Source organism: Spiroplasma endosymbiont of Melanargia galathea, from assembly GCF_964031075.1.
Lineage (GTDB): Bacteria > Bacillota_I > Bacilli_A > Mycoplasmatales > Mycoplasmataceae > Spiroplasma_A > Spiroplasma_A apis.
Genome location: NZ_OZ035000.1, coordinates 614,169 through 635,622, shown reverse-complemented (window position 1 = coordinate 635,622; position 21,454 = coordinate 614,169). Strand labels below are relative to the sequence as shown.

General features: G+C 27.4%; 22 protein-coding genes. 2 read left to right on the top strand and 20 right to left on the bottom strand.

Annotation, left to right across the window (positions count from 1 at the left end):
- Positions 1–20 precede the first annotated feature (20 nt).
- Genes AAHM92_RS02835 through AAHM92_RS02820 form a run of 4 tightly spaced genes read right to left on the bottom strand, consistent with a single transcriptional unit; the run spans position 21 to position 2,833 of the window.
- Complete coding sequence (locus AAHM92_RS02835; RefSeq protein WP_500221806.1) at positions 21–920, bottom strand: deoxyribonuclease IV; 900 nt, start codon at positions 918–920, stop codon at positions 21–23.
- A 10-nt stretch (positions 921–930) separates the two neighbouring features.
- Complete coding sequence (locus AAHM92_RS02830; protein ID WP_500221804.1) at positions 931–1,818, bottom strand: riboflavin kinase; 888 nt, start codon at positions 1,816–1,818, stop codon at positions 931–933.
- Positions 1,819–1,834: 16 nt separating this feature from the next.
- On the bottom strand, positions 1,835–2,137 hold the full coding sequence (locus AAHM92_RS02825) for a hypothetical protein (protein ID WP_500221802.1): 303 nt from the start codon (positions 2,135–2,137) through the stop codon (positions 1,835–1,837).
- A gap of 9 nt (positions 2,138–2,146) precedes the next feature.
- Entirely contained in the window at positions 2,147–2,833 is a 687-nt protein-coding gene (locus tag AAHM92_RS02820) for a hypothetical protein (RefSeq protein ID WP_500221799.1), read from the bottom strand.
- 124 nt (positions 2,834–2,957) lie between these two features.
- Here AAHM92_RS02820 and plsY point away from each other — a divergent pair, with 124 nt between their 5' ends.
- A complete protein-coding gene (gene plsY, locus AAHM92_RS02815) occupies positions 2,958–3,737 on the top strand; it encodes a glycerol-3-phosphate 1-O-acyltransferase PlsY (protein ID WP_500221797.1) in 780 nt (259 codons plus the stop codon).
- A 241-nt stretch (positions 3,738–3,978) separates the two neighbouring features.
- Here plsY and AAHM92_RS02810 read toward each other — a convergent pair whose 3' ends face one another.
- The 8 genes from AAHM92_RS02810 to AAHM92_RS02775 form a co-directional block, all read right to left on the bottom strand.
- Positions 3,979–4,674 (bottom strand): MBL fold metallo-hydrolase, encoded by a 696-nt coding sequence (locus AAHM92_RS02810; RefSeq protein ID WP_500221795.1) that lies wholly within the window; start codon positions 4,672–4,674, stop codon positions 3,979–3,981.
- A 246-nt stretch (positions 4,675–4,920) separates the two neighbouring features.
- Positions 4,921–5,136 carry a YneF family protein gene (locus AAHM92_RS02805; protein ID WP_023789479.1) on the bottom strand — a complete coding sequence of 72 codons (216 nt, stop codon included), beginning with the start codon at positions 5,134–5,136 and terminating at the stop codon, positions 4,921–4,923.
- A gap of 53 nt (positions 5,137–5,189) precedes the next feature.
- Positions 5,190–7,160: a transketolase gene (gene tkt / locus AAHM92_RS02800; RefSeq protein ID WP_500223117.1), complete on the bottom strand. Its 1,971-nt coding sequence runs from the start codon at positions 7,158–7,160 to the stop codon at positions 5,190–5,192.
- A gap of 218 nt (positions 7,161–7,378) precedes the next feature.
- A complete protein-coding gene (locus tag AAHM92_RS02795) occupies positions 7,379–7,597 on the bottom strand; it encodes a DUF896 domain-containing protein (protein WP_500221793.1) in 219 nt (72 codons plus the stop codon).
- 12 nt (positions 7,598–7,609) lie between these two features.
- Positions 7,610–8,572: an ROK family protein gene (locus tag AAHM92_RS02790; protein WP_023789473.1), complete on the bottom strand. Its 963-nt coding sequence runs from the start codon at positions 8,570–8,572 to the stop codon at positions 7,610–7,612.
- A gap of 78 nt (positions 8,573–8,650) precedes the next feature.
- Positions 8,651–9,949, bottom strand: a complete 1,299-nt coding sequence (gene yqeH, locus AAHM92_RS02785; RefSeq protein ID WP_500221791.1) for a ribosome biogenesis GTPase YqeH — start codon at positions 9,947–9,949, stop codon at positions 8,651–8,653.
- On the bottom strand, positions 9,936–10,526 hold the full coding sequence (locus tag AAHM92_RS02780; RefSeq protein WP_500221790.1) for a YqeG family HAD IIIA-type phosphatase: 591 nt from the start codon (positions 10,524–10,526) through the stop codon (positions 9,936–9,938). The genes yqeH and AAHM92_RS02780 overlap by 14 nt, the downstream gene beginning before the upstream one ends.
- A 46-nt stretch (positions 10,527–10,572) precedes the next feature.
- Positions 10,573–11,535 carry a hypothetical protein gene (locus tag AAHM92_RS02775; RefSeq protein ID WP_500221788.1) on the bottom strand — a complete coding sequence of 321 codons (963 nt, stop codon included), beginning with the start codon at positions 11,533–11,535 and terminating at the stop codon, positions 10,573–10,575.
- A gap of 93 nt (positions 11,536–11,628) precedes the next feature.
- Between AAHM92_RS02775 and AAHM92_RS02770 the strand changes: the two genes are divergently transcribed.
- Positions 11,629–12,447 (top strand): hypothetical protein, encoded by an 819-nt coding sequence (locus AAHM92_RS02770; RefSeq protein WP_500221786.1) that lies wholly within the window; start codon positions 11,629–11,631, stop codon positions 12,445–12,447.
- Between the two features lie 29 nt (positions 12,448–12,476).
- Here the strand turns inward: AAHM92_RS02770 and AAHM92_RS02765 are convergent, their stop codons facing one another.
- From AAHM92_RS02765 to ilvA, 8 genes are all read right to left on the bottom strand, one after another.
- Positions 12,477–13,295 (bottom strand): hypothetical protein, encoded by an 819-nt coding sequence (locus tag AAHM92_RS02765; RefSeq protein WP_500221785.1) that lies wholly within the window; start codon positions 13,293–13,295, stop codon positions 12,477–12,479.
- Entirely contained in the window at positions 13,285–14,235 is a 951-nt protein-coding gene (locus AAHM92_RS02760) for a hypothetical protein (RefSeq protein ID WP_500221783.1), read from the bottom strand. Before AAHM92_RS02760 ends, AAHM92_RS02765 begins: the two co-directional genes overlap by 11 nt.
- A gap of 125 nt (positions 14,236–14,360) precedes the next feature.
- On the bottom strand, positions 14,361–14,885 hold the full coding sequence (locus AAHM92_RS02755; protein ID WP_500221781.1) for a hypothetical protein: 525 nt from the start codon (positions 14,883–14,885) through the stop codon (positions 14,361–14,363).
- Between the two features lie 76 nt (positions 14,886–14,961).
- The gene (gene thrS / locus AAHM92_RS02750) at positions 14,962–16,761 is read right to left on the bottom strand and encodes a threonine--tRNA ligase (protein WP_500221779.1); all 1,800 of its coding nucleotides are present in this window, start codon (positions 16,759–16,761) and stop codon (positions 14,962–14,964) included.
- 12 nt (positions 16,762–16,773) lie between these two features.
- Positions 16,774–18,027 carry a serine--tRNA ligase gene (gene serS, locus AAHM92_RS02745; protein ID WP_500221778.1) on the bottom strand — a complete coding sequence of 418 codons (1,254 nt, stop codon included), beginning with the start codon at positions 18,025–18,027 and terminating at the stop codon, positions 16,774–16,776.
- Positions 18,028–18,173: 146 nt separating this feature from the next.
- Positions 18,174–19,802, bottom strand: a complete 1,629-nt coding sequence (locus tag AAHM92_RS02740; protein ID WP_500221776.1) for a sulfite exporter TauE/SafE family protein — start codon at positions 19,800–19,802, stop codon at positions 18,174–18,176.
- Positions 19,803–19,810: 8 nt separating this feature from the next.
- Positions 19,811–20,185: a RidA family protein gene (locus AAHM92_RS02735; RefSeq protein WP_500221775.1), complete on the bottom strand. Its 375-nt coding sequence runs from the start codon at positions 20,183–20,185 to the stop codon at positions 19,811–19,813.
- On the bottom strand, positions 20,186–21,421 hold the full coding sequence (ilvA, locus tag AAHM92_RS02730) for a threonine ammonia-lyase (RefSeq protein WP_500221773.1): 1,236 nt from the start codon (positions 21,419–21,421) through the stop codon (positions 20,186–20,188).
- Between the last annotated feature and the right edge of the window lie 33 nt (positions 21,422–21,454).

The following is a 21,454-nucleotide window of genomic DNA, read 5'->3' as shown; positions in this document are numbered from 1 at the left end:
AAAAATAAAAAAAAGATTTGCTAAATCTCAATGTCAAATCTTTTCTCAAATGTATTTTGTTTCAATAGTTCTATTTCATCTTTGTATGGACTGTACTTGCCATCAATTCAAGGTGTTTCTAAAATTATTGGAATATCTTTAAAAAGTGGATTATGCACAATACTTGCTAATGCTTCAAAACCTATATGTCCATAGCCAATGTTTTGATGACGGTCTTTGTGTGCTCCAATTGGATTTTTTGAATCGTTTAAGTGTATTACCAATAGTTTGTTTAAACCAATCATTTGGTCAAATTTTTTAACAACTTGATCAAAGTTATTTTTAATATCATAACCAGAATCATGCATATGGCAAGTATCAAAACAGACCCCTATTTTTTCTTTATGTTTCACATTATCTAATACATACTTCAAATCTTCAAAGTTAGTACATATTTCTGTACCTTTGCCACTCATTGTCTCTAGAGCCACCTTTACTTCTATATTTGGTAACTCATCATAAACTTTATCTAAACCTAAAATTAAGCTATCAAGAGCCTTGTTTTTAGGGGCGCCAACTGCCGCCCCTGGATGTAACACTAAAAGTTTAACTCCTATTTGTTCTAATCTAATCAATTCCTCTTTTAATAATCTAACTCCTAAATCAAATGTCTCTTGTTTAACGGAATTAGCAAGATTGATGGTATAAGGTCCATGACATACTACTTTTTCAATATCTATGTTATTTTCTTCCAAAAGCTTTTTAAATTCGCTTATATTTAATTTTTCTACTGCTGTTCTAATGGTATTTTGCGGTGCACCAGTAAAAAACATTAGTGTATTAGCGTTGTTACTCAACGCTTCTAAAACACTTCCAATAAGATATTTATTCTTTGAATTCATACCTACATGACTACCTAAATAAAATTTTTGTTTTTCCATTTTTATCTCCTTAAGAAATGTTTATTTCTCTTTGTCTAACTTTTTCAACATCTTGTTTTAAAAGTTCCTTTAATTCTTCTATTGTATTAACCTTTTTATTATTACGAAGTTTGCAAATTGGTGTTATTTCAACTTCTCAGCCATAGATATCCTTATCAAAATCTAAAATGTTTATTTCTAATACTTTTTGATTTAACTCATTTATTCAGTAACAACCAGCACCTTTATAGTTTTTTGCAAGATGCTTTATATGCACATCACAATCGTAAACTCCTTCTGATAATAAGATTGGCTCAGGGGTTAATAAATTTATTGTTGGAAACCCAAGGTTTCTACCCATTTTTTTACCCTCAGAGACTTTCCCAGATATTTTGTAATAAAGACCCGTTTTTTCTTTAAATTTTTTGAAATCGGCTTCTAATAGGATTTTTCTTAAGGAGTTTTTTTGCTCATCAATAGTTTCTTCGATAAGAAAACAATTATTATTCCAGAATTTTTTAAAGAACTCACTTGAAAAAACTATCTTATTTTTTATTTTAAAATTATCAACAACAATTATTTTTTTTATATTTAGAAATTCATAAAGATTTGAATGCAGATACTCTTGATTATCGTTGGTTGTAAAATCATTAAGAACATAAAATATAACGTTAGTGATATTCTTTTTATCTGCTAGTTTTTTAATATTTTCGTAGTTTCATAGTCCAGTATTGATTTCGCTGGTTACTGGTACCAATAAGGTTGTGTTTAATTCATATTTTTTTGCCCACTTTTTAAGGTTTGATACTAGTTCCTCTTCGTAATTAGATCAATTTTCAAAGTCACAAACTAATGCCATACTTTCTTGTAAATTGATCATTATTCTAGATAAGTTATTGTAAAAAAATGAATTAACCATTAAAACCTCCTGATTATTATTTTTCTTTATAATTTTCTATTTTAGTTTTTATTATCATCATTTCTAACTCAACAAATCCTAAATTATTTTTTATTTCGTGTAGCTTTTCGAATATTTCTGGTTTAGATTTCCTTCTTGTTAGATGAAAATAATAAGCAAATAAACCAAAGACTGGTAATATAAACCAAAAGTATAAATTCTTTCTTGCTTTTTTTTCGTAAAAATTTTCTTCTTTAGTTAAAACTTCTTGCTTTTGCTTTTGCTTTTCCAACGAGTTATTAAGATCGTCTAATGACATATCATTATATTTTTCAAACATATAATTCCCCTATTCTACTTTAACAATGCTTAGCAATATTTCGTTTATAATATGATTCATTGATTGAAATACTATTTTGATTTCGTTTGTGTGAGCTAAAAATTCCTTTTTTTCACTTTCAATACCAACAGCTTCAAGTGATGCGTAAATATTCTTTGTATCTTGCAAGAATTTTACTAAGTTTTCTGAACTTGCCAATCCTTCAACGAAGTCATCCTTATTATTAATATCATTGATTATATTTATTAAATCTTGTCCAAATTTTTTATTTCATTTCAATATATTAAAAGATTCGATTAAGTTCAAATAATTATATGTATAATTTTTGATTTGAGTTTCAAAGAAAGGAGCAACGTATTCCAAGAAAAATGTACCAGGATTTATTTCCATTGTCATTTCTATCCCAATAGAATATTTCTTTCACTCATTTTCTGTAACAAAGAAATAATGATACCTTTGTAAAAATAAAGTCAACATCAAGCTCAACTCAAACTTATCGTCGGTCAAGTTTTTTTCGAAAACATTATTTAATCCCTCGTAAAGAGTTTTCAAGTTATCGGTTTTAGCTAAAACAATTATTTCAGATACGTCTTTCTCGCTAAGTTTGTAATCTTTAGATTCTATTAATGAATGAACATCTTTTTTGTATAAATTAAAAATTATTTTTTTTAAATCTATTTTGTTGTATAAATTCATTTTTTATTCCTTCTTATGATTTTTTGGTAAATCACATTTATTTTATCTTATTTTAATATACATAACCACCCTTTTGTAGTATCATAATTAATAGTTCAAAATAAAAGTATAGGAGTGTTAATTTATGTTTGTGATAGGTACGATTTTAGCATCAATAATTGGTTATTTTGTTGGTAGTTTCTCATTTTCAATTACTGTTGTTAAAATTAAAACCAAAAAAGACATAAGGCAAGAAGGAAGTAAAAATGCTGGTGCCACTAACGCTAGTAGGATATTGGGTAAAGCATGAGGAGTTGTAATTGTTTTTTTAGATGCTTTTAAAATACTATTCACAGCAATTATTGCAATGCTATTTTCTTACATACCGTCTCCAGCATTCAATGAGACTAGTTTCTTTGTAGCATCTTTTTTTGCGGTTTTAGGTCACTGTTTTCCAATTTATTATAAATTCAAAGGTGGTAAAGCGGTAAGTTGTTTTTTTGGTTTAATGATGGTTACAAATTGAGCTATCTTATTAGTGTTTTTTGGTCTTTGATGATTAATATTACTAATAACCAAAAAAGTAAGTGTTGCATCAATATTTTCATCAATTATTTCTATGATTTTACTTTGGGTCCCACAAATAACTGGTGGAAGTTCATTCATAATAAATGGAATAGAATTTTTCACCCCTATTTATGATAATGGTAATCATTTGTGTTGATTCAATTACTTATATGTTTGAAATAAACATAGCTATTTCGAAAGTTTCTTAACAATGAACATTGTTGTGACAATGTCAACAATAGTTTTAATTTTAAGACATATACCTAATATAAAACGTTTAATCAAAGGTGTTGAGCCAGCTTATTTAAAATCTAAAAAAGATAAAAAAGAACAAACACTTTCGAATGAAAAGAAATAAAATTTACATAATCCTCTTTGAGTAAATAAATATAGTGATTCGTCAACTACGCTCATTGAGGATTTTTTTTATTATTAAATATCATAAAATACATTTTAAGATTTAAGTTCAATTGATAATTAGTTTTCAAATCATGTTTATAAAGTATCGTAGATATTTCGGTACTATAGTAGTGATTAAAAATAATTCTCCCTTAAAGTAAAAAAAAAACAAATACTTTAAAGTATCTGTTTGAATGCTATTATTTCTCTTTGTTTTTTTTGGGAAAAATGTATTTAAAATATCTTTTTTTTATTATATTACTTTTTTCATATACATCACGAATCGTGAATCCACAATCAAAATGACCCGGATATATTGAGTATTCTCGAGAATAAGTTTCTAAGATTCATTTAATATTTTCTAAGATGCTTTGATTACTTTTCTCAGAAGGTTTTGAATTTAAAACATCAAACTTTAAAAACAATGAGTCCCCATTAAATAAACTCTTAAGATCAACAAAATCTAACATTATAGAACCAATTGTGTGTCCTGGTTTAGTATAAATTTGTAAATTATAACCATTTACCATCATTGAACATTGTTCTGTAATAACTCTTAAGTTTTTTATTGGTTTTGCTGCTCAAGGTTTTTCAAGAACATCATAAAGACCACTAGTGTTTTTGCTTGGATCAAATAATGCCATTAAATCATCCTTACCAATATATACATTAGGATAATTCAATATTTCTGTTATTTCATTTATTCCATAAAAGTGTCCAAAGTGTCCATGTGTTATGAAAATATCTGTGATTTCAATATTGTTGTTGATAGCAAAATCGATTATTTCACGATATTTTCGAAAAGCTGTATCAATTAAAATTCCTTTTTTGTCCTCATTATAAATAAGATACGCATTTGTTCTTTTAAAATCTATATCGCTAAAAATTTGTATCACAACATTCACCTTCTACTTAACTTTTATAAGACCTTTATGATTATACATATTATTAATCTAAAAAGTCTTTTATTTTAATTTATTTTTTTTAAAAATACATTAATTTTCTTATGTGTTTTATTCTTTAGTAATTTGTATCAATCATCGCAAAGTATATTTTTTGTTACCCTTCAAATGATTGCATTGAATTAATAAACAAAACTCAGCCATAAAAAGTTTAAAAAAAAAGCACATTGGTGCTTATAATTATTTACCTCTTTTAACGGCATTCATTGTTTTTTTGATATCTGCTTCAGTTGGTTTACGACCCATGCTTCTATACATTGCTCTGATTTGATTTTCATTGATTGGGGGATTATCTTTTAATTGTTTTTGAATTATTTTTCTTGTTATTATAAAACCTAAAATTCCACCAACAAGAGCGGCAACGATAGCTATTATAAGGACTCCTCATCATACCATAATTTAAATTCCTTCCTATGTAAATTTTACTTTAATATTAATATAACATAAGTTTATTGATTTATAAACTTGACGATTTTTTCTGCTATTGACTTAGCGTTAAAATCTAAGTGATTCATGATTGCATCATAAGGTGCAGAATATCCGAAATTATCGATACCAAAGGCAACTCCATCATCACCTAAAAATCTATGTCAGCCATAAGTTGTTCCTAATTCAATTGAGAAACGTTTGGTTTGTTTGTTAATGATTTTATTTTGATAATTTACATCTTCTTTTAAAAATGCATTCATATTAACCATAGAAACTACATTTACTTCAAATCCTTTGTTTTTAAGAATTTCTTTTACTTCTAAAGCGATTAATACTTCACTTCCTGAAGCGATTAGTGTGATAGAAGGATCATCAACTTCACTAATTAAATAGGCACCTTTTTTTACATCATCAAAAACATTTTTGTGATCAAGTTCTTTCAAGTTTTGTCTAGTTGCTAGAATTACACTTGGTTTTGTTTTATCTTCCAACGCATGCAGATAACTTGCTTGAACTTCAGCCATATCACAAGGTCTAAAAACGTTTATGTTTGGTATACTTCGTAACATTGCTAGTTGTTCAATTGGTTGATGGGTCGGTCCATCCTCTCCTACCGCTATTGAATCGTGTGTGAATATAAATAAAGTTTGTAGTTTCATCAATGATGCAAGTCTTATTGCTGGTTTTAAATAATCAGCAAATACAAAAAACCCTGAAGAAAACGGAAGAAGTCCACCATGCAATGCTATTCCGTTATTGATAGCAGCCATAGCAAACTCTCTTACACCGTACATAATGTTTCTACCCAGTTTATTTTTGTAATCGTAGTTACCATCGGCTCCCTTGGCCTTAGTTGACTCTGCTAAATCGGCGCTCCCACCAATTAAAGAAGTTATATTAGAACTTAGTAGATTTAAAACTTCACCAGATGATACTCTTGTTGCTTGATCGACTTTTTTATTTAAAGATTTTAACTCCCCTATTTCTATTTTATAATCCTTGTTTAATGAAACTTCGAATTCACTGGCTAGTTTTGGGTTTTCTTTTTTGAACTCCGCAAAAGTTTTAACCCACTCTTCATTCGCTACAACTCCCCTATCGTAAACTTGTGTTTTATAGTAGTTGTAGACATCTTGATCAACATTAAAATCATCATTTTCTCAGTTGAAATATTTCTTTACATTTACGATATCTAGTCCTAAAGGAGAACCATGAACCTTAGTTGTTCCTTTGTTTGTTGAACCAATCCCAATTATTGTTTTAACTTCAATATATGTTGGCTTATCAGAATTTTTTGCAATTTCGATAGCCTTCAAAATGTCGTCTAAATTTTCACCATCTTCAATTTTCAAAGTATGTCATCCCGCTGCTTTAAAACGATCGGCTATGTTTTCTGATTGGGCAATTTCCACTCTTGCATCTAATTGAATATCGTTAGAATCGTGTAAAACAATTAGTTTATTTAATTTATATCTTCCAGCAAAAGAAATAGCTTCATTTGTAACCCCTTCTTGTAAATCTCCATCACCACATAAAATGTAAGTATAGTGATCAACTATCTTATGTTTTTCTGTGTTATATTTAGCTGATAAATGGCTCTCTGCAAGAGCCATTCCGACACCCATAGCCATACCTTGCCCCAATGGACCTGTCGTAGCGTCTACACCCTCTGTGTGTCCGTATTCTGGATGTCCTGGAGTTAAAGAATTTAACTGTCTAAAATTTTTTAAATCGTCTATTGATAAATTAAAACCTGATAAATGTAACGCAGAGTATAACAATGCGCTACCATGACCAGCACTTAATACAAATCTATCTCTATTAATCCAACTTGGATTAGAGGGATTAATATTCATCACTTTAGTGAAAAGTGTGTAAATAATAGGAGCTGCACCCAATACTATACCTGGATGTCCTGAGTTTGCCTTATTAATTGATTCAATACCTAGAATTCTCATTGCATTTAAATTCTTATTGTTTTTGTTCATTATTCGAATACCTTACCTTCTAAGATAATTATATATTTAGATACATATAATATAGATTAAGAAATAAAAAAACTTCTAATTAATTTTAGATTCAAATTATTTATTGTTGATGCAAATTCTGTTTCATTTTACTTAAGTTTTTTCATTATGTATAATGAAAAAACTTTATTTTTTATTTACGCCTTAAAAACGTATGATAAAAAATAAAGTATTGCAATCTATTAAACTTGTTGCTTTAAATCCTTGATTTTTTGTGGCGTTATATCTTCACCACTTTCATTTACAACTTTTATACTTTTTAATTGCTCTAATAATCCCTCTCTGAACAAACTAATATACTTTTCTCTTAAGAAATCTCTTTCTTCTAATTCTTCATTAGTTAATTCTCTTTCTTTTTTTATTCTTGCTAATTCGTTAATTCTATCTAATAATTTTTCCACAAAATTTTCCTCTTAAAATATTTTTCAGTCATTTAAGGCATAATAAGCTGTTCCAATCACTGCTGCATCATTTCCTAATTGACCAATTTCGACAATGATTTCATCGGCGAAGTTTTTTATAATATATTTTTTTATATTTTTATAGATAATATTTACTAATAAATCACCCATATTACCAAGTCCACCAGATATTATTATTGCTTCTGGATCTAATGCATTTACCATCGTTGCCATATGCATTATTAATGGGTTCAATGCTCTTTCTAGTAGCTCTAAAATAGCGACCGGCTCATTGTTTTCTTCATAAGTTGATACGATATCTTTTGTTTGGAAAGATTCTATTTCTTTGAAATAAATTGCAGCAGGGTGATTTGGTTCTTCTCTAAAGGTATCTTCAAAAAACTTAGCAATACCTGGTCCTGAAGAAACTGGCTCAATACATCCGGTTAATCCACATTTACAAATGTATTTATCTTGGTATACACCACCACCGTGACCAAATTCTCCTGCAAAACCTCTTGCTCCAGAAATTAATTTTCCATCTAAAACAACAGCACCACCGATACCACTACCAATTGTATAAAAAATAATTGAGTCATGTTGTTTTGCAGCCCCAGTTCAAAATTCTCCTAATGCAGCTGCATTAGCGTCATTTAAAACAAATATGGGTTTTTTGAAAAGTTCTTCAGCTTTGTCTTTTAAATAAAAGTTACTTCATTCTAGGTTTGCAGAATATCTTACAATTCCTAACATGTGATCCACAAAACCAATTGCTGCTATGCCAACTTTATCAATATCATCTTGGTAATTGATACCTACTGTTTCGATGCCTTGTACTATTTTTTCATATAAGTTTTCTAATAATCTTGAATTATCATGTTCAACATAAAATTTAGCTTGTATATCACCGTATTGATTAACCAAACCAACTTTTGATGCATTCACGCCTAGTTCAATGGATAAAATTAATTTCATAGTATTTACCCCCAAAAAAGAATTTCTTCATATTCATAAAAAATATCTATTACTATTATATATATAATTTCCTAATTATTAAATCATTGCAGGTAATAGAGATATTTTAACCCCGAATTCTGTAACTGGTACAGTTACAGATAATTTCAAACCATTGTAAGATCTGAAATTTATTCAGCCTAATCCTGAAATGTTTATATCGTAGTAACTTTCATCAATAAAATCAAATACTTTTGTTGTAAATTTAATACTATTATCCTTCAATCTAGGTGAAAGATTGTGTCTATTTTTTCTAAAATACCTATCAGTATTAGCTTCTTTTGTTCTATGTAATGGTAACTGTTTATTGACGTAAAAATGAAAATTCGTCTTTAATACTTTATTTTTTTTATTGTCAATATTTTCACCTTCTAAAAAGGTAAACCATCCTAAACCACCATAAAAAATAGTTTGACCAGCTAGTAACTGATATGTAACTTGTTTAATTTCTTTTTGAAAGAAAAAATAATCTCAATAAGATGGTGCTGTTGCTATAGCTATGTGATTATGTTTTACTAAACCGGGTGTATCGTAAATGAAATTAGATTCTGTGAAGTTTATTTTTATTTTATCTAATGTAGTGTTTACGTATTTTGAAGTTACAATTGAAGGTATTTGACTGTTAGCCTTTAAGCAAGCATTGATCAAACTAGATTTTCCAGCATTTGATATTCCTATAATGTATTGGTCATATTCAACAGATTTTAATTCATTAATTAAATTATAAATATATTGATTTTTTATTGAAGAAGTTAGAAGTATTTTTGAATCTTTAAGTGGCGAACTTGAAAAAAGACTACGCACATATTTATAAATTTTCTCTTTTTTTACCGCTTTTGGTAGTAAATCTATCTTATTTACCAAAATTACAACTTCTTTTTTTGATATTAGTTGCTCTAATCAAGTTAATCGGCTTCCAGGTAGATCGAATATGTCAACCACATAATAATATCTTATTTTATCTGTGGTTCTATTTATATTATCTAATATATCTATGAAATCTTTGTCATTTATTTCTTGTTCAACTAATCTATTATAGTGTTTTATTTTAAAACATCTTAAACAGTAATCTTGATTTTTAACATCGATAGCAAAACCAGGTTTAGTATCGTCATTTGTCTGTAGTTCTTTCCCACAACCAACACATTTTTTAGGACCACCTGAGTTGATGTTGGTTGTATTTCCGATTCCAGGTTTTATTTCATGTAAACTAACTTTATTTTTTTGTTTAAATTTTCTTTTTTTTGGACTTTCAATATGATCAATGAGAATTTTGTCTTCCAAAATATCAATATCTTTTTCAATATCCTCTAAATTATTATCGCTAGAGTATTTCATAATTACCTCCTAAATCTCCTTCATTATAAAAACCTTCGTGAAGTATATTTTTTTGTGCTAATTTTTTTAATAAGTGTTTTTCTAAGAACTGAACAAATTTTCCCTCACTATTATTTCTGTTTATTGGTGACACTAATATACTTTTAATATGTGCTCTATTAGCTACTAAGATATCAGTAACTACTTGATCTCCAATAAGCACCATTTCGTGTTCCTTATAAGACAATAATTTTTTAACAAGTCTCATTTTACCAAGCAAAGGTTTTTTACAATCTCAAAAATAGTTAATAATACCAGCTTTTTTTGCAAAATTTTCTACCCTACTTCTTATATTGTTTGAAAATAAAACAAACTCCATATTATGGGCATAAACATTCTTTACAAAGTTAATTACATCAGTGCTTGGAATTCTCTCATTTCATCCGATTAATGTATTATCCATATCGCACAAAATCAATTTTATTCCATTATTTTTTAATGAGTCAAGATTAACTTTTTTGTAATTTTCTAGGTAGATAGAAGGTTTGAAATAGTTTAATAGTAGAGAAATACCATTTGTTTTCACTTTATTTTCCAAAAAATAACACCTCTTAACAAATATAATTATACATTAAATTGATTTCCTACTTCTTATTTGTATTACTTAGTATGTCACTTTTTTTGATATAACTGTTTTTAGACAAAGGTAAGTAAGTAAACTCGTAAACAAACGCTAAAAAGAAAAGTACTTTTAAGACATCGTTGTAACAATGGTCTATCACTTTTTTAATGATCTTATTCAATTCTCGATATTGTTCGAAACTCATTTTTTTATTTACTGGGTAGGAATAAAAATTATAGGCACTGCAACACATACTGTAAATGTCTTCATTTTCTTGTTTTAATGTATTTTCAGATATTAAAGCAAATCAATCAAAGAACTTTTTACTACTTGTTAAAGCTATAGAGTCGTGTCCCTGTTTACCAATAGGTAGATAATTAGCGTTTCAAAAACTTTCTCCATCTTTATTGGTATTTGTAAAACTCATAGAGTTTTCTAAAATATCATATATATCGAAATAATTTGCATTTAACTCACCTTTTTCTTTGTTATAAAAAGCTAAATTTAGTGTTTTTCGAGTGAAAAAATGTTTGTTATCGTTTATTCATTTATTAATTATTTTTATGTCATTTGTTGCACCAGCACAAACTATGGTTCTTATTTCTTTATTTCTACACATATTAAGAAAACTTGTTATCATTTTTTTATATTGTTTATGAAAGTCATAATCTGTATCATTATGAGCTCTTTTGATAGTTATAGATTTAATCGCTTTCTTATTATCTCTATGCGATATTTCTTTTAAAGATTTTGCAAAACTATATTGTATTACATAAACTAGGTCTTTATCATTCTCGTTATACAATTTTTCTGATATTTCGCCATTGTCATGTGAGTGATTGAAAAACTCTGTGTCTAATACTATTATTGGAAACTGTATGTTTTCTAATAACTTCCTTGCAACAGTTTTATCAAATCAAAAGCTTTGGTGTTTATTTAAAAGAAAAGAACCATCATCAAGATACTTTATCAAATTTCTTTTCATTATTTTACCTACTTTAATAGTATATTATCATAATATATATTAAAATAAATCAATAATAATATATTATATAATTGTTAGGCGGTATAAATTAAAATGAAAAATTTTAGTATTTTGAATGAGTTCACAAACAATGTGAGTTCACAATGATTTAAAAACTTTTTTACAACTAAGATGGATGAACTTAAAGTTGGTTTTTTTGATGTAGGTATCGATGAAGATGCGGATTTCACACCAAATTTAGCTACATTAAATAAAATTTTTACAAATCTTAAGAAAGATGTAAAAATTATTGAAACTCTTGAAGAAGTTAATTCATTTATTGACAGGATGATACTTAAAACAGCGGATGGTAAAGAAGATGTTAAAGGAAATACCTTGCAAAATGAATTAATAGAGGCCTTTAAAACCAATGCCAGTGATATAAATGAAAAAGTTACTGAAGTAATCGTTAAAATGCAACTAGGTAGCATATCGAAAAGTACTCAAAAAGCTTTGAAAGTAATAGAAGTTTTAAAAAATAAGTTAGGTAAAGATACAATCTTCGAAGAAATTGAACGAGAAGATATTGAGTATATATTAGACAGTGAATTAAAAACAAGTATCGATAAATTATTACATTGGTCGACAATCCACCCTACTCATGCAGAAAATTATAAAGAAGAATTAGATATACTTCAAAATCATAATAATGAAATAAAGGATAGAAATGAAGCAGCCACTATAATTGCACATTATTTTGGTACAATAATTGGCAACGAAATTGATCAATTTGATATAGAAGAATTAAACACTGGTGTTATTGATAAAAGATCCAAAGTTGTAATCTTTAATCAAGGTATATCAATATGCGATGAAATATGTGCAAAAATCGACTTAATTATCGATGTATATTCAACTTTAGATCAACATTAATTTAAAACTTGTAATTATTGTTATAAGTTTTAAATTTTTTTTGTCTCTAAGTTAGTGTCTTTGTCTTTGATATGCATAAACTTTTTATTTAAAAATATAAAATAATCTTTATTTAATTCAATATCACTTTTTTTAACAACTAATCCATTCAAACTTTTGCTTTTTTGAATCAAGGTTGTTATAAGTCCTTCATTTTCAAAGGAAAAATCATCATTAATATAATAAATGGCTTCTTTATCGTTATACTCTAAAACCTTAAAATTATATAAAGTGCTCTCCATTCATTTACAAATAAATGCATAAGCATCTATTTCTGAATATGGTTCTGATGTTTTTACTTCCAACAGCATTTTTCCTTTAGTTTCTCAACCTTTATTTACAGTAACCGCTAATGTTGTTTGTGTATTTGTCTCGAGAATTTTTTCTTTATAGTTAAATGTTAAGCTATCAACAAAAATATTTTCTATTACAAAAGTTAACCCTGTAAAATCATACTCATTATTAACTAAAGGAGTATCAAATATCTGAGCTAATGATGTAAAAAAAATTTTCTCAGCAATTTCCTCTACTGTTTCGCCATATAAATTTACAATGTGATTGTTTACTTTATAAGTATCTAAACTACTTTCAAAACCATTGTGTTCTCAATAACCATTTATGTATTCTAGATATTTAAAATTAACCGGTGTTATTTTATTGTCACCAGAAAAAAGTTTTTCTAAACCATCAGTTGTTATACGTGAACTTATAGAAGGAAATGTTTGTATCGGTTCGCAAGAAATAACTGTAAGAGGCGAAAAAGAAACTGGTATTAACGAAAAAAGAGTTAAAAACTTTTTAAACTTCATCTTTGCTTTCCTCACTTACTTTTAAAACTTCTATTTTTTTTATTAATTTCTTTTCAAATGAAAATGGTTCGAATTTTTGAGATATATTTCCTTCAAAAACTAAAGATTGATCGTAATTATTAAAAATTTTTTTAATATAATTCTTTACATTATTTATCCTTGAATCTTTTACGGTAATAACTATTTTATGTCCTAAATTTTCATCTTCTTTTATTTGTTCAGACATTGAATTATCCTTCTTATCTTTATCCTCTTCTTCTTGAATTTTGTTTTTTTGAACTTCAATGTTTTCATGACCTTCTTTATCAATATTTAACAAGCTTTTCAAAGCTTTTATGTTTAGTATAAAAGAAGTGTTGTAAAATGCCAATCTTTCTCTGTGGTTATTATTAGAATTATAAGTCACGTTTTGTTCAGAAAATAATATTAAATCTTTACTTTCTTCCAATGCGTTGAAATAATATGTATTTTCTGTTTCATCGATAGTAATTTGTTTACCTTCCGTCTTGTAAAAGATTTCACCATTAGATGGCATAACATTTAATGATCTTGCTAACTTGTCATAAGAGAACTGTATTTTTTTGATATTGTCAAAATCCTTCTTATTTTCTTTTAAAGGATTATTATAGTCGCTACTCATTATGTTTTGAGCTGTGTACTCTTTTTCTCTTTCGCATTTCATCGCATCATTGCAATTCAATCCAAAATAATTGTCCTTCATTACAAAATTTTTTAAATTATCAAGATTATCATTGTTAAAATCTGGAAGCATTGAAAATTTTTTATCATTTGTTTTTTTTGATGAGAAAGTGTTAACATAGACAAAATTATTGTTAAATTCTTCGGCAACTATAACTGGTTTGCTAGTTCCACAAGATGTGCTTAATAATAAAGGTAAAAATATAAAATTTCCACTAATGATTCTTCAAAATTTTTTCATATAAGCACCTCATTCAAATTATAACAAATTGAAACCTAACATTTAACTATTACTTGTTTGTTGGTTAAAATAGTTAATTCAAAATAAAAAAAAGGTATAAACCTTTTCATAAACATTATTTATTGTTATTTTATAGGATCACTATTTTTTGGATTACCTTCTTCTCAAAAATTTATTGCTAATATATTTTTTACAAATTTTACAGTGATTTCAAATTCCCTAAATGGTAAAGATAAATAACCATTAGTAAAATTTATCGCTATATGAGCTAAGGTTAGTGGTGTCATTTCAGGTTCTTTTTTTATTCATTCTATTGGATCTTGATTTAGAAATTCATCAAATCCATATTTTTCAGCCATTCTTTGTTTAAAGGTAGTTATACCAGGATCTAGTCAATTTTCTATTATTCAATTCGTAATTTCGTTTCTCATAAAACCTTTATCTTGAATATATTTTGAAGTTAAATCAAAAATTCAAGTTGGAAGTCTCTTAATACCTTCATCAATTGACCCTACGATTAAAACCTCATTAATTTTTTGTCCACTGTCTGAAAGGAATGACACCGCTAAAAAAGCTGTGCCATCTAAAAATGTAATTTTACCCAAGCTAGACTCTTTTAAGTTATAAATTTTATTTTCCAACTTATTCACCACACCTTTAATTGAGTTGATTATACACCACTTTTTATAATATTTTTTTCCATTTTTAAAAACGATTGTTTATTTTTTATATTCTTTCTTCTATTTCTTTTCTTATCATTGATATAAAATCATCTATTTTATATTTGATTTCTGTATTATTTGAGTATTTTTTCACTGTTAATATATTATTCTCTTTTTCGTTCTTTCCAATAACTATATAGTATGGTGTTTTTTTTATGATTGAGTTTCTAACCTTGTAACCAATTCTCTCATCACTATCATCCAATGATGTTCTTATTTTATTATTGAATAGAATGTCTTGGATAGATTGTGCATAATCATTCACATCTTTTCCTAAAGATAATATATCGACTTGAACAGGAGAATATCATGTACTAAATTCCCCGTTAGTTTGTTCTAATAAAACAGAAATAAATCTTTCGTATGTACCAACTAATCCCCTATGTATCATAATTGGTCTAATAAGATTACCATCAGGTCCTACATATGTAAGGTCAAATTTTTGTGGTAGTAAAAAATCTAATTGAATTGTAGAAACAGTTATTTCATGCCCTTGAGAAGTTCTAGCCTGTATGTCCAATTTTGGACCATAAAATGCAGCCTCTCCTACCATTTTTTTATAATCGATTTTTAGCTCATCTAATAGTTGTTCTAAGTTATTTTCTGCTTCATTTCACATATCATCATCATCATAGTATTTTTCTTTATCATTAGGGTCTCTTAAAGATAAAGAAATATAGTTGATAGTTATATTGAATTTCTCTAATACTTCATTGATAAGTTTGTAACAATTTAAAAACTCGTTTTTTAATTGTTCCTCTGTTGCGAAAATGTGAGAGTCAGTTAATTCCATCGCCCTAACTCTTTCCAATCCTGTTAAACTTCCAGAAAATTCATATCTATGTTGTATTGCGTGTTCAGCAAACCTTAGAGGTAATTCTTTATAACTTCTTTTTTTATAGTCATATACCGAAATGTGATGAGGACAATTCATTGGTCTTAAAACAAGATTTTCTTTATTATCCATCTCAATTGAAGGAAACATATTCTCACGATAATGGTCTCAATGTCCTGATGTTTTATATAGCAATTCTGTTCCTAATACAGGTGTTTCTATTTGTATAAATTTATATTCGAACTCCTTTTCTAACAAGTATTTCTTTATCTCGCTTTTTAAAATTGTTCCATTCGGTAATCAAATAGGTAATCCCTGACCAATTAATGGGTCTATATTGAATATTTCCCATTTTTTACCAATAACTCTATGATCTCTTTGTTTTTTTTCATCTAAAAGCTCACTTTTTTTTAGAATTTCTTCATTATCGAAACCGTAGATAAATTCAATTTTTTGTATTGATCGTTCTTCATTTAAATGAAAAGCAGAGATGTTTATGATTTTAAATATTATTTCTTTATACTGAATATCTGTAAAATCAAGTTCTTTTGTATCAAACAAATTCTCATTTTGATCTTTTTCAATCTTGTCACTTATTGATAAACTTTTTATAGGTTTAGCAATTTTTATAATAGTATTATTAACTCCGCTTAAATTCTCTGTTGTGTCAAATAATATAAAATTGTCATTTGTAAAATAGTTATAAATTTTAGAATTGTATTTAGAAATTAATAAAGAGTAAAGATAATTTTTTGCTATATTGTTCATAGTTATTTCAGTTAACTCGTCATTTTTTTCGCAAAGTTCTAGTGTGCATCCCATTTTTATTATCACTTCATCGTTTAGTATTAAATCGTTGTGTTTTAGAATATATTTTTTTCATTCTATATTTATATTTTTTTTAATATCTTTAACAGACATGTTTTCTTCTACAATTATTTTTTTAAAATTAATAATATCTAGTTCCATACATATACCTCATTATTCTATAAAACTTTTATTATCAAAATATGGTCTTAAAACATCTGGTAATACTAATTTTTCTCCATCATAATAATTTTCTAAAATGGCTGCAAGCAATCGGTCAATTGCTAAACCTGATCCATTTAGGGTATGTAAATATTCCAATTTACCGTTAACTCTATATTTTGAGTTCATCCTTCTTGATTGAAAATCTAAACAATTTGAACAAGATGATATCTCTCTATATTTATTTTGACTTGGAAATCAAACTTCTAAATCGTATGTTTTTGCTGATGCAAAACCCATATCACCACTACACAACATCAATACTCTATATGGTAAATTGAATAATTTTAAACACTCTTCAGCATCTTCAACCATTTTTTCTAATTCTATAAATGAACTATCTTTATCAGTGATTTTGACCATTTCAACTTTATTGAATTGGTGTAATCTAATTATTCCTTTAGTATCCTTACCAGCACTTCCTGCTTCTTTTCTAAAGCATTGTGTAAATGCAGTGTAATATAATGGAAGATTTGAATGTTCTATTACTTCTGAATTTAATAAATTTGTTAATGGAACTTCTGCGGTTGGAATTAAATATTGGTCCCCTTCTTGTAGCTTATAAAGGTCTTCTTCAAACTTTGGTAACTGACCTGTTCCAAACATAATATTATCGTTAACAATTAAAGGTAACCAAAACTCTTGATATCCTTTTTTTGAGTGTTTTTTTAACAATATATCAATTAAAGCCCTTATTAGTTGTGAACCTTTATTTTTATAAACAACATATCTAGATCCAGCTAATTTAGTACCTAATTTGAAATCAATCAATCCTAATTTCTCAGCAATTTCTCAATGACTTAAACTTGATGCAACTTTTTTGTCATCCTTTCAGTTTCTTATCTCTTTATTATCATTTTCATCAAAACCAGTTATTACACTTTTATCAGGAATATTTGGTATGTTGATATTAATTGTAAAGATCTTAGACTCTATATCACTTAAAATCATTTCTAAGTACAAAATTTCTTTTTCTATTTCTTGAAGTTTTACTTTTACAGATTCTAAAACAACAATTTTGTTTTGTACATCTTTGGTTATCTTATTTTTCTCAAACTTTAAGTTTTCTAAATCATAAATAATTTTCTTTCGTTTTTTATTGAGTAACAAAAGTTCACTAATCTCTTTTGTATAATTTTTTTGCCTAGTATTAAGCAATCTAATTATTTCATCTTTATTATTTTCTATGTAATCAATACTTAACATTTTAATGTCTCCAGTCCATGAGAAAAAATATATACTTTTGGAATTTTAACTATATGGTACTACCGCGACAAAATTCAAAAAACTTTTTTCTAGTGTCTTATTATTAACAAGGCATTTGAAAAAGTTTTTTTATTAAGTTTTATAATTTACTTCCAACTTTTTTTCTCTATTTTATTTTTATCAATTTTTAAATTGATTTTAGTAATATCAATTTGTTTAGAATCCATAATTGATGAGAAATTTTTATCTAACATTTTTAAATAATTAGTACCATACTTCTCGTAATAATTTTCTGGCTCAGTTTTAATGAGACCGAGCGATTCTTTTCTAAGATCTAAAAACTTACGAAATAACATAAATGATGCGTAATACATAACTATAACAGCAAATCATTTTAAGTAATATGTAAAGTCATTCATCTTGATATTTAAACCACCTTGAATACCTACAAATATAGCGAAAAATGCAAATACTGTACCAAATACTCCACCAATTAGCAAACCGTATGCTACTTTAGGATTATAATTATTATCTCTGTGGAAAGTTCATGCTGTTGTTGGCAATGCAAAACCAGCTGCACAGGTCATTATAGGAAATGCAATAATTGTTTCCATTCCTAATAACGAAACTATCGCTAATGCGGGTGCATATAAACCGATACCAAAACTTTGTAAACCACCAATTATAAAGAATGCTAATATACCAACACCTAATTTTCAACCAGATAGCCCTTTAGTTCCTGCGTTTTCAAATAAACCAACTTGTGCAAGAATCATTAATATACCAGCAACTGCTAAGCAAACTGATACAAACAAAGCTACTACTTTTTTATTAACTAAGTTAACTATTTTAGCTGCTAGAAATGCACCTATCATAGCTGATATTACAAGACTAATCAATGTCACTAATTCAACTTGTATAGCACTCACGAACAAAGTACCAGCTAATAAGTTTGGAATAGTTAAGCCAATATTTAAAGTTCCAGGTAAATTCTTCACATTTTTTACTGTGTTAGTGGCATTTAATGCAGCAACTGTAACAGCAAATGAACCAACACCAATTGTGTCAGTAAAACTACCTATGAATCCAATAGAAGAAGTCTTGAATAGGTTTTCTTCTTTATCTAGAAAAATTCTTTTCGTTGTTTTGGTAACTATAAAGACTAAGAACCCTATTATCAAACAAACACCGATACACATAAATATAAAGGCTGTAATCTGATCCTTATCTTTAAAACTAAATGTTTCTCCATTATTAGCTACTTTAAAATAATATAAGTAATTAACAATCAAACTAATAATCAATAAACTGATAGTCCCTAAAATCGCAATAAAAGCTATATTTCTAGGTTTTAGAGTTTTCTTTAAAATTAAGTAATCTTGCTTTACTTTCTTGATACTGTCTTTGTTATTTTCTTGTTTTAAACTCTCTAGTTTTACTTGAAATTCAGCTTTCAATTCAATATAGTTTAAATTATTTTTTATTAAATTTGATTGATTATACTCTCAAATAGCTAGTGAATAATTTAAATCTAAATAGTCTTTAATTTTGGATACATACTCAGAATATAAATTTGTTGACTCCACAACTTTTTGATCAAATTCTTCTTTAGTTAGCCTCTGATTCTTAAATTCTTTTCTTAAAAATCCTAGTTGCTCTTTGTAGAATATCTTCATTTCTATTTTTATCTCTGCTAAATTATAAAGGTTAGATATATGAGTTTGTAGTTCTTCTTCGTTTTCCATAACATTTTTGATTAACTTTTGATTACTCATTCTTTATGCTACTTAAAAGCTATAACTTCTATTTCTATTAGACTATTTTTTGGTAAGTTTTTTACAGCAAATGTACTTCTTGCTGGTTTATGGTTTTCGAAAAAGTTCTCATATAAATTATTAACTTCTGAAAAATCTTTGATATCTTCTAAAATAATAGTTGTTTTAATAACATCATTTCTTGTGTAACCCGCTGCTAATAATATTTCAGAAATATTAGCAAAAATTTGTTCAGTTTGACCTTTTAAATCAGATTTCAATTCCACAGTATTAGGGTCTAAACCAATTTGACCTGAAACATACAAGAAACCGTTATCTAATTGAATTGCTTGTGAATAAGGACCAACAGCTTTTGGTGCTTTTGGGGTATGAATATATTTCATTTAAATGATAGAATTTAAAAATTCTTTCTCCATAACTGAATATCCATCTTTTTCCAAGTCATTAATCACATTTTTTAACTCTTCTTTAGTATTGATATCAACTACTAATCTTATAATTTCTCTATTAATTCCCAAAGTATTTTCCAATTGTGAATCTGAGATTTTATGTATTTGCACTCCATTATTATCTACAATATTAGTAATTTTTGAAAGATGTCCTTTTCCTAGTGGAGCATCTATTTTGATAACCACTCTACGATTTAAATCAATCAAGGCTCTGTTTGTTATATTTAAAAATGTTGTAACATCAATGTTACCACCAGATAATACACAAACAACTTTTTTACCTTTTATGTTTAGTTTATTAAATAACATTGCCGCACTCGAAACAGCTCCAGCACCTTCTGCAACTACTTTGCAATTTTCAAATAAGAAAAGAATTGTTTTTGCTATTTCTTCCTCAGTTACTAAAACCACATCATCAACATATTTGTTTAGTAATTCAAAAGTTACGTCCCCTGTTTGTTTAACAGCGATACCATCTGCTATAGAAAGTTTACCGTCAACCATGAATGGTTTTTTGTTTTTTCTAGCTTCATAATAACTTGGTACATTCTCACTTTCAACACCAATTAGTTTACAATTAGGGTTTACATTTTTGATATAAGTAGCAATTCCAGCTAATATACCTCCACCACCAATTGGAACTAGTACATAATCAGCATCTTTCACTTGTTCCATTATTTCTATACCAATACTTCCTTGACCCATAACAACATCGATATCATTAAACGCATGAACTAATGCCTTATTTGTTTCTTTTACAATTTCCATTGCTTTAGCATTTGCGTCATCAAAGAAATTTCCGTGTAAAATTACTTCCACACCGTAATTTCTAGTTGCATTTATTTTAGCTAACGGTGCAGTTTTTGGCATAACAATTGTAGCTGGCACTTTTAACAGATTAGCTGCAAAGCTTACCCCTTGAGAGTGATTCCCAGCACTGGCAGCAACAACCCCTTTTTTCAAAACTTCAGGATCAATTGACATCATTTTAGACAAGGCTCCTCTAAGTTTAAAAGAACCTGCTTTTTGTAAATTTTCTAATTTAACATAAATTTCGTTCCCGGTAAGTTGACTCATTTTGGTCGCATATATCATAGGAGTTTTATTTAAGAAAGGTTTTATTTTTTCGTATCTTTTTTCAATATCTTCTTTTGTGATATTATTACTCATATTAACACCTCTTTCATTCGTGGTTTCTCAACC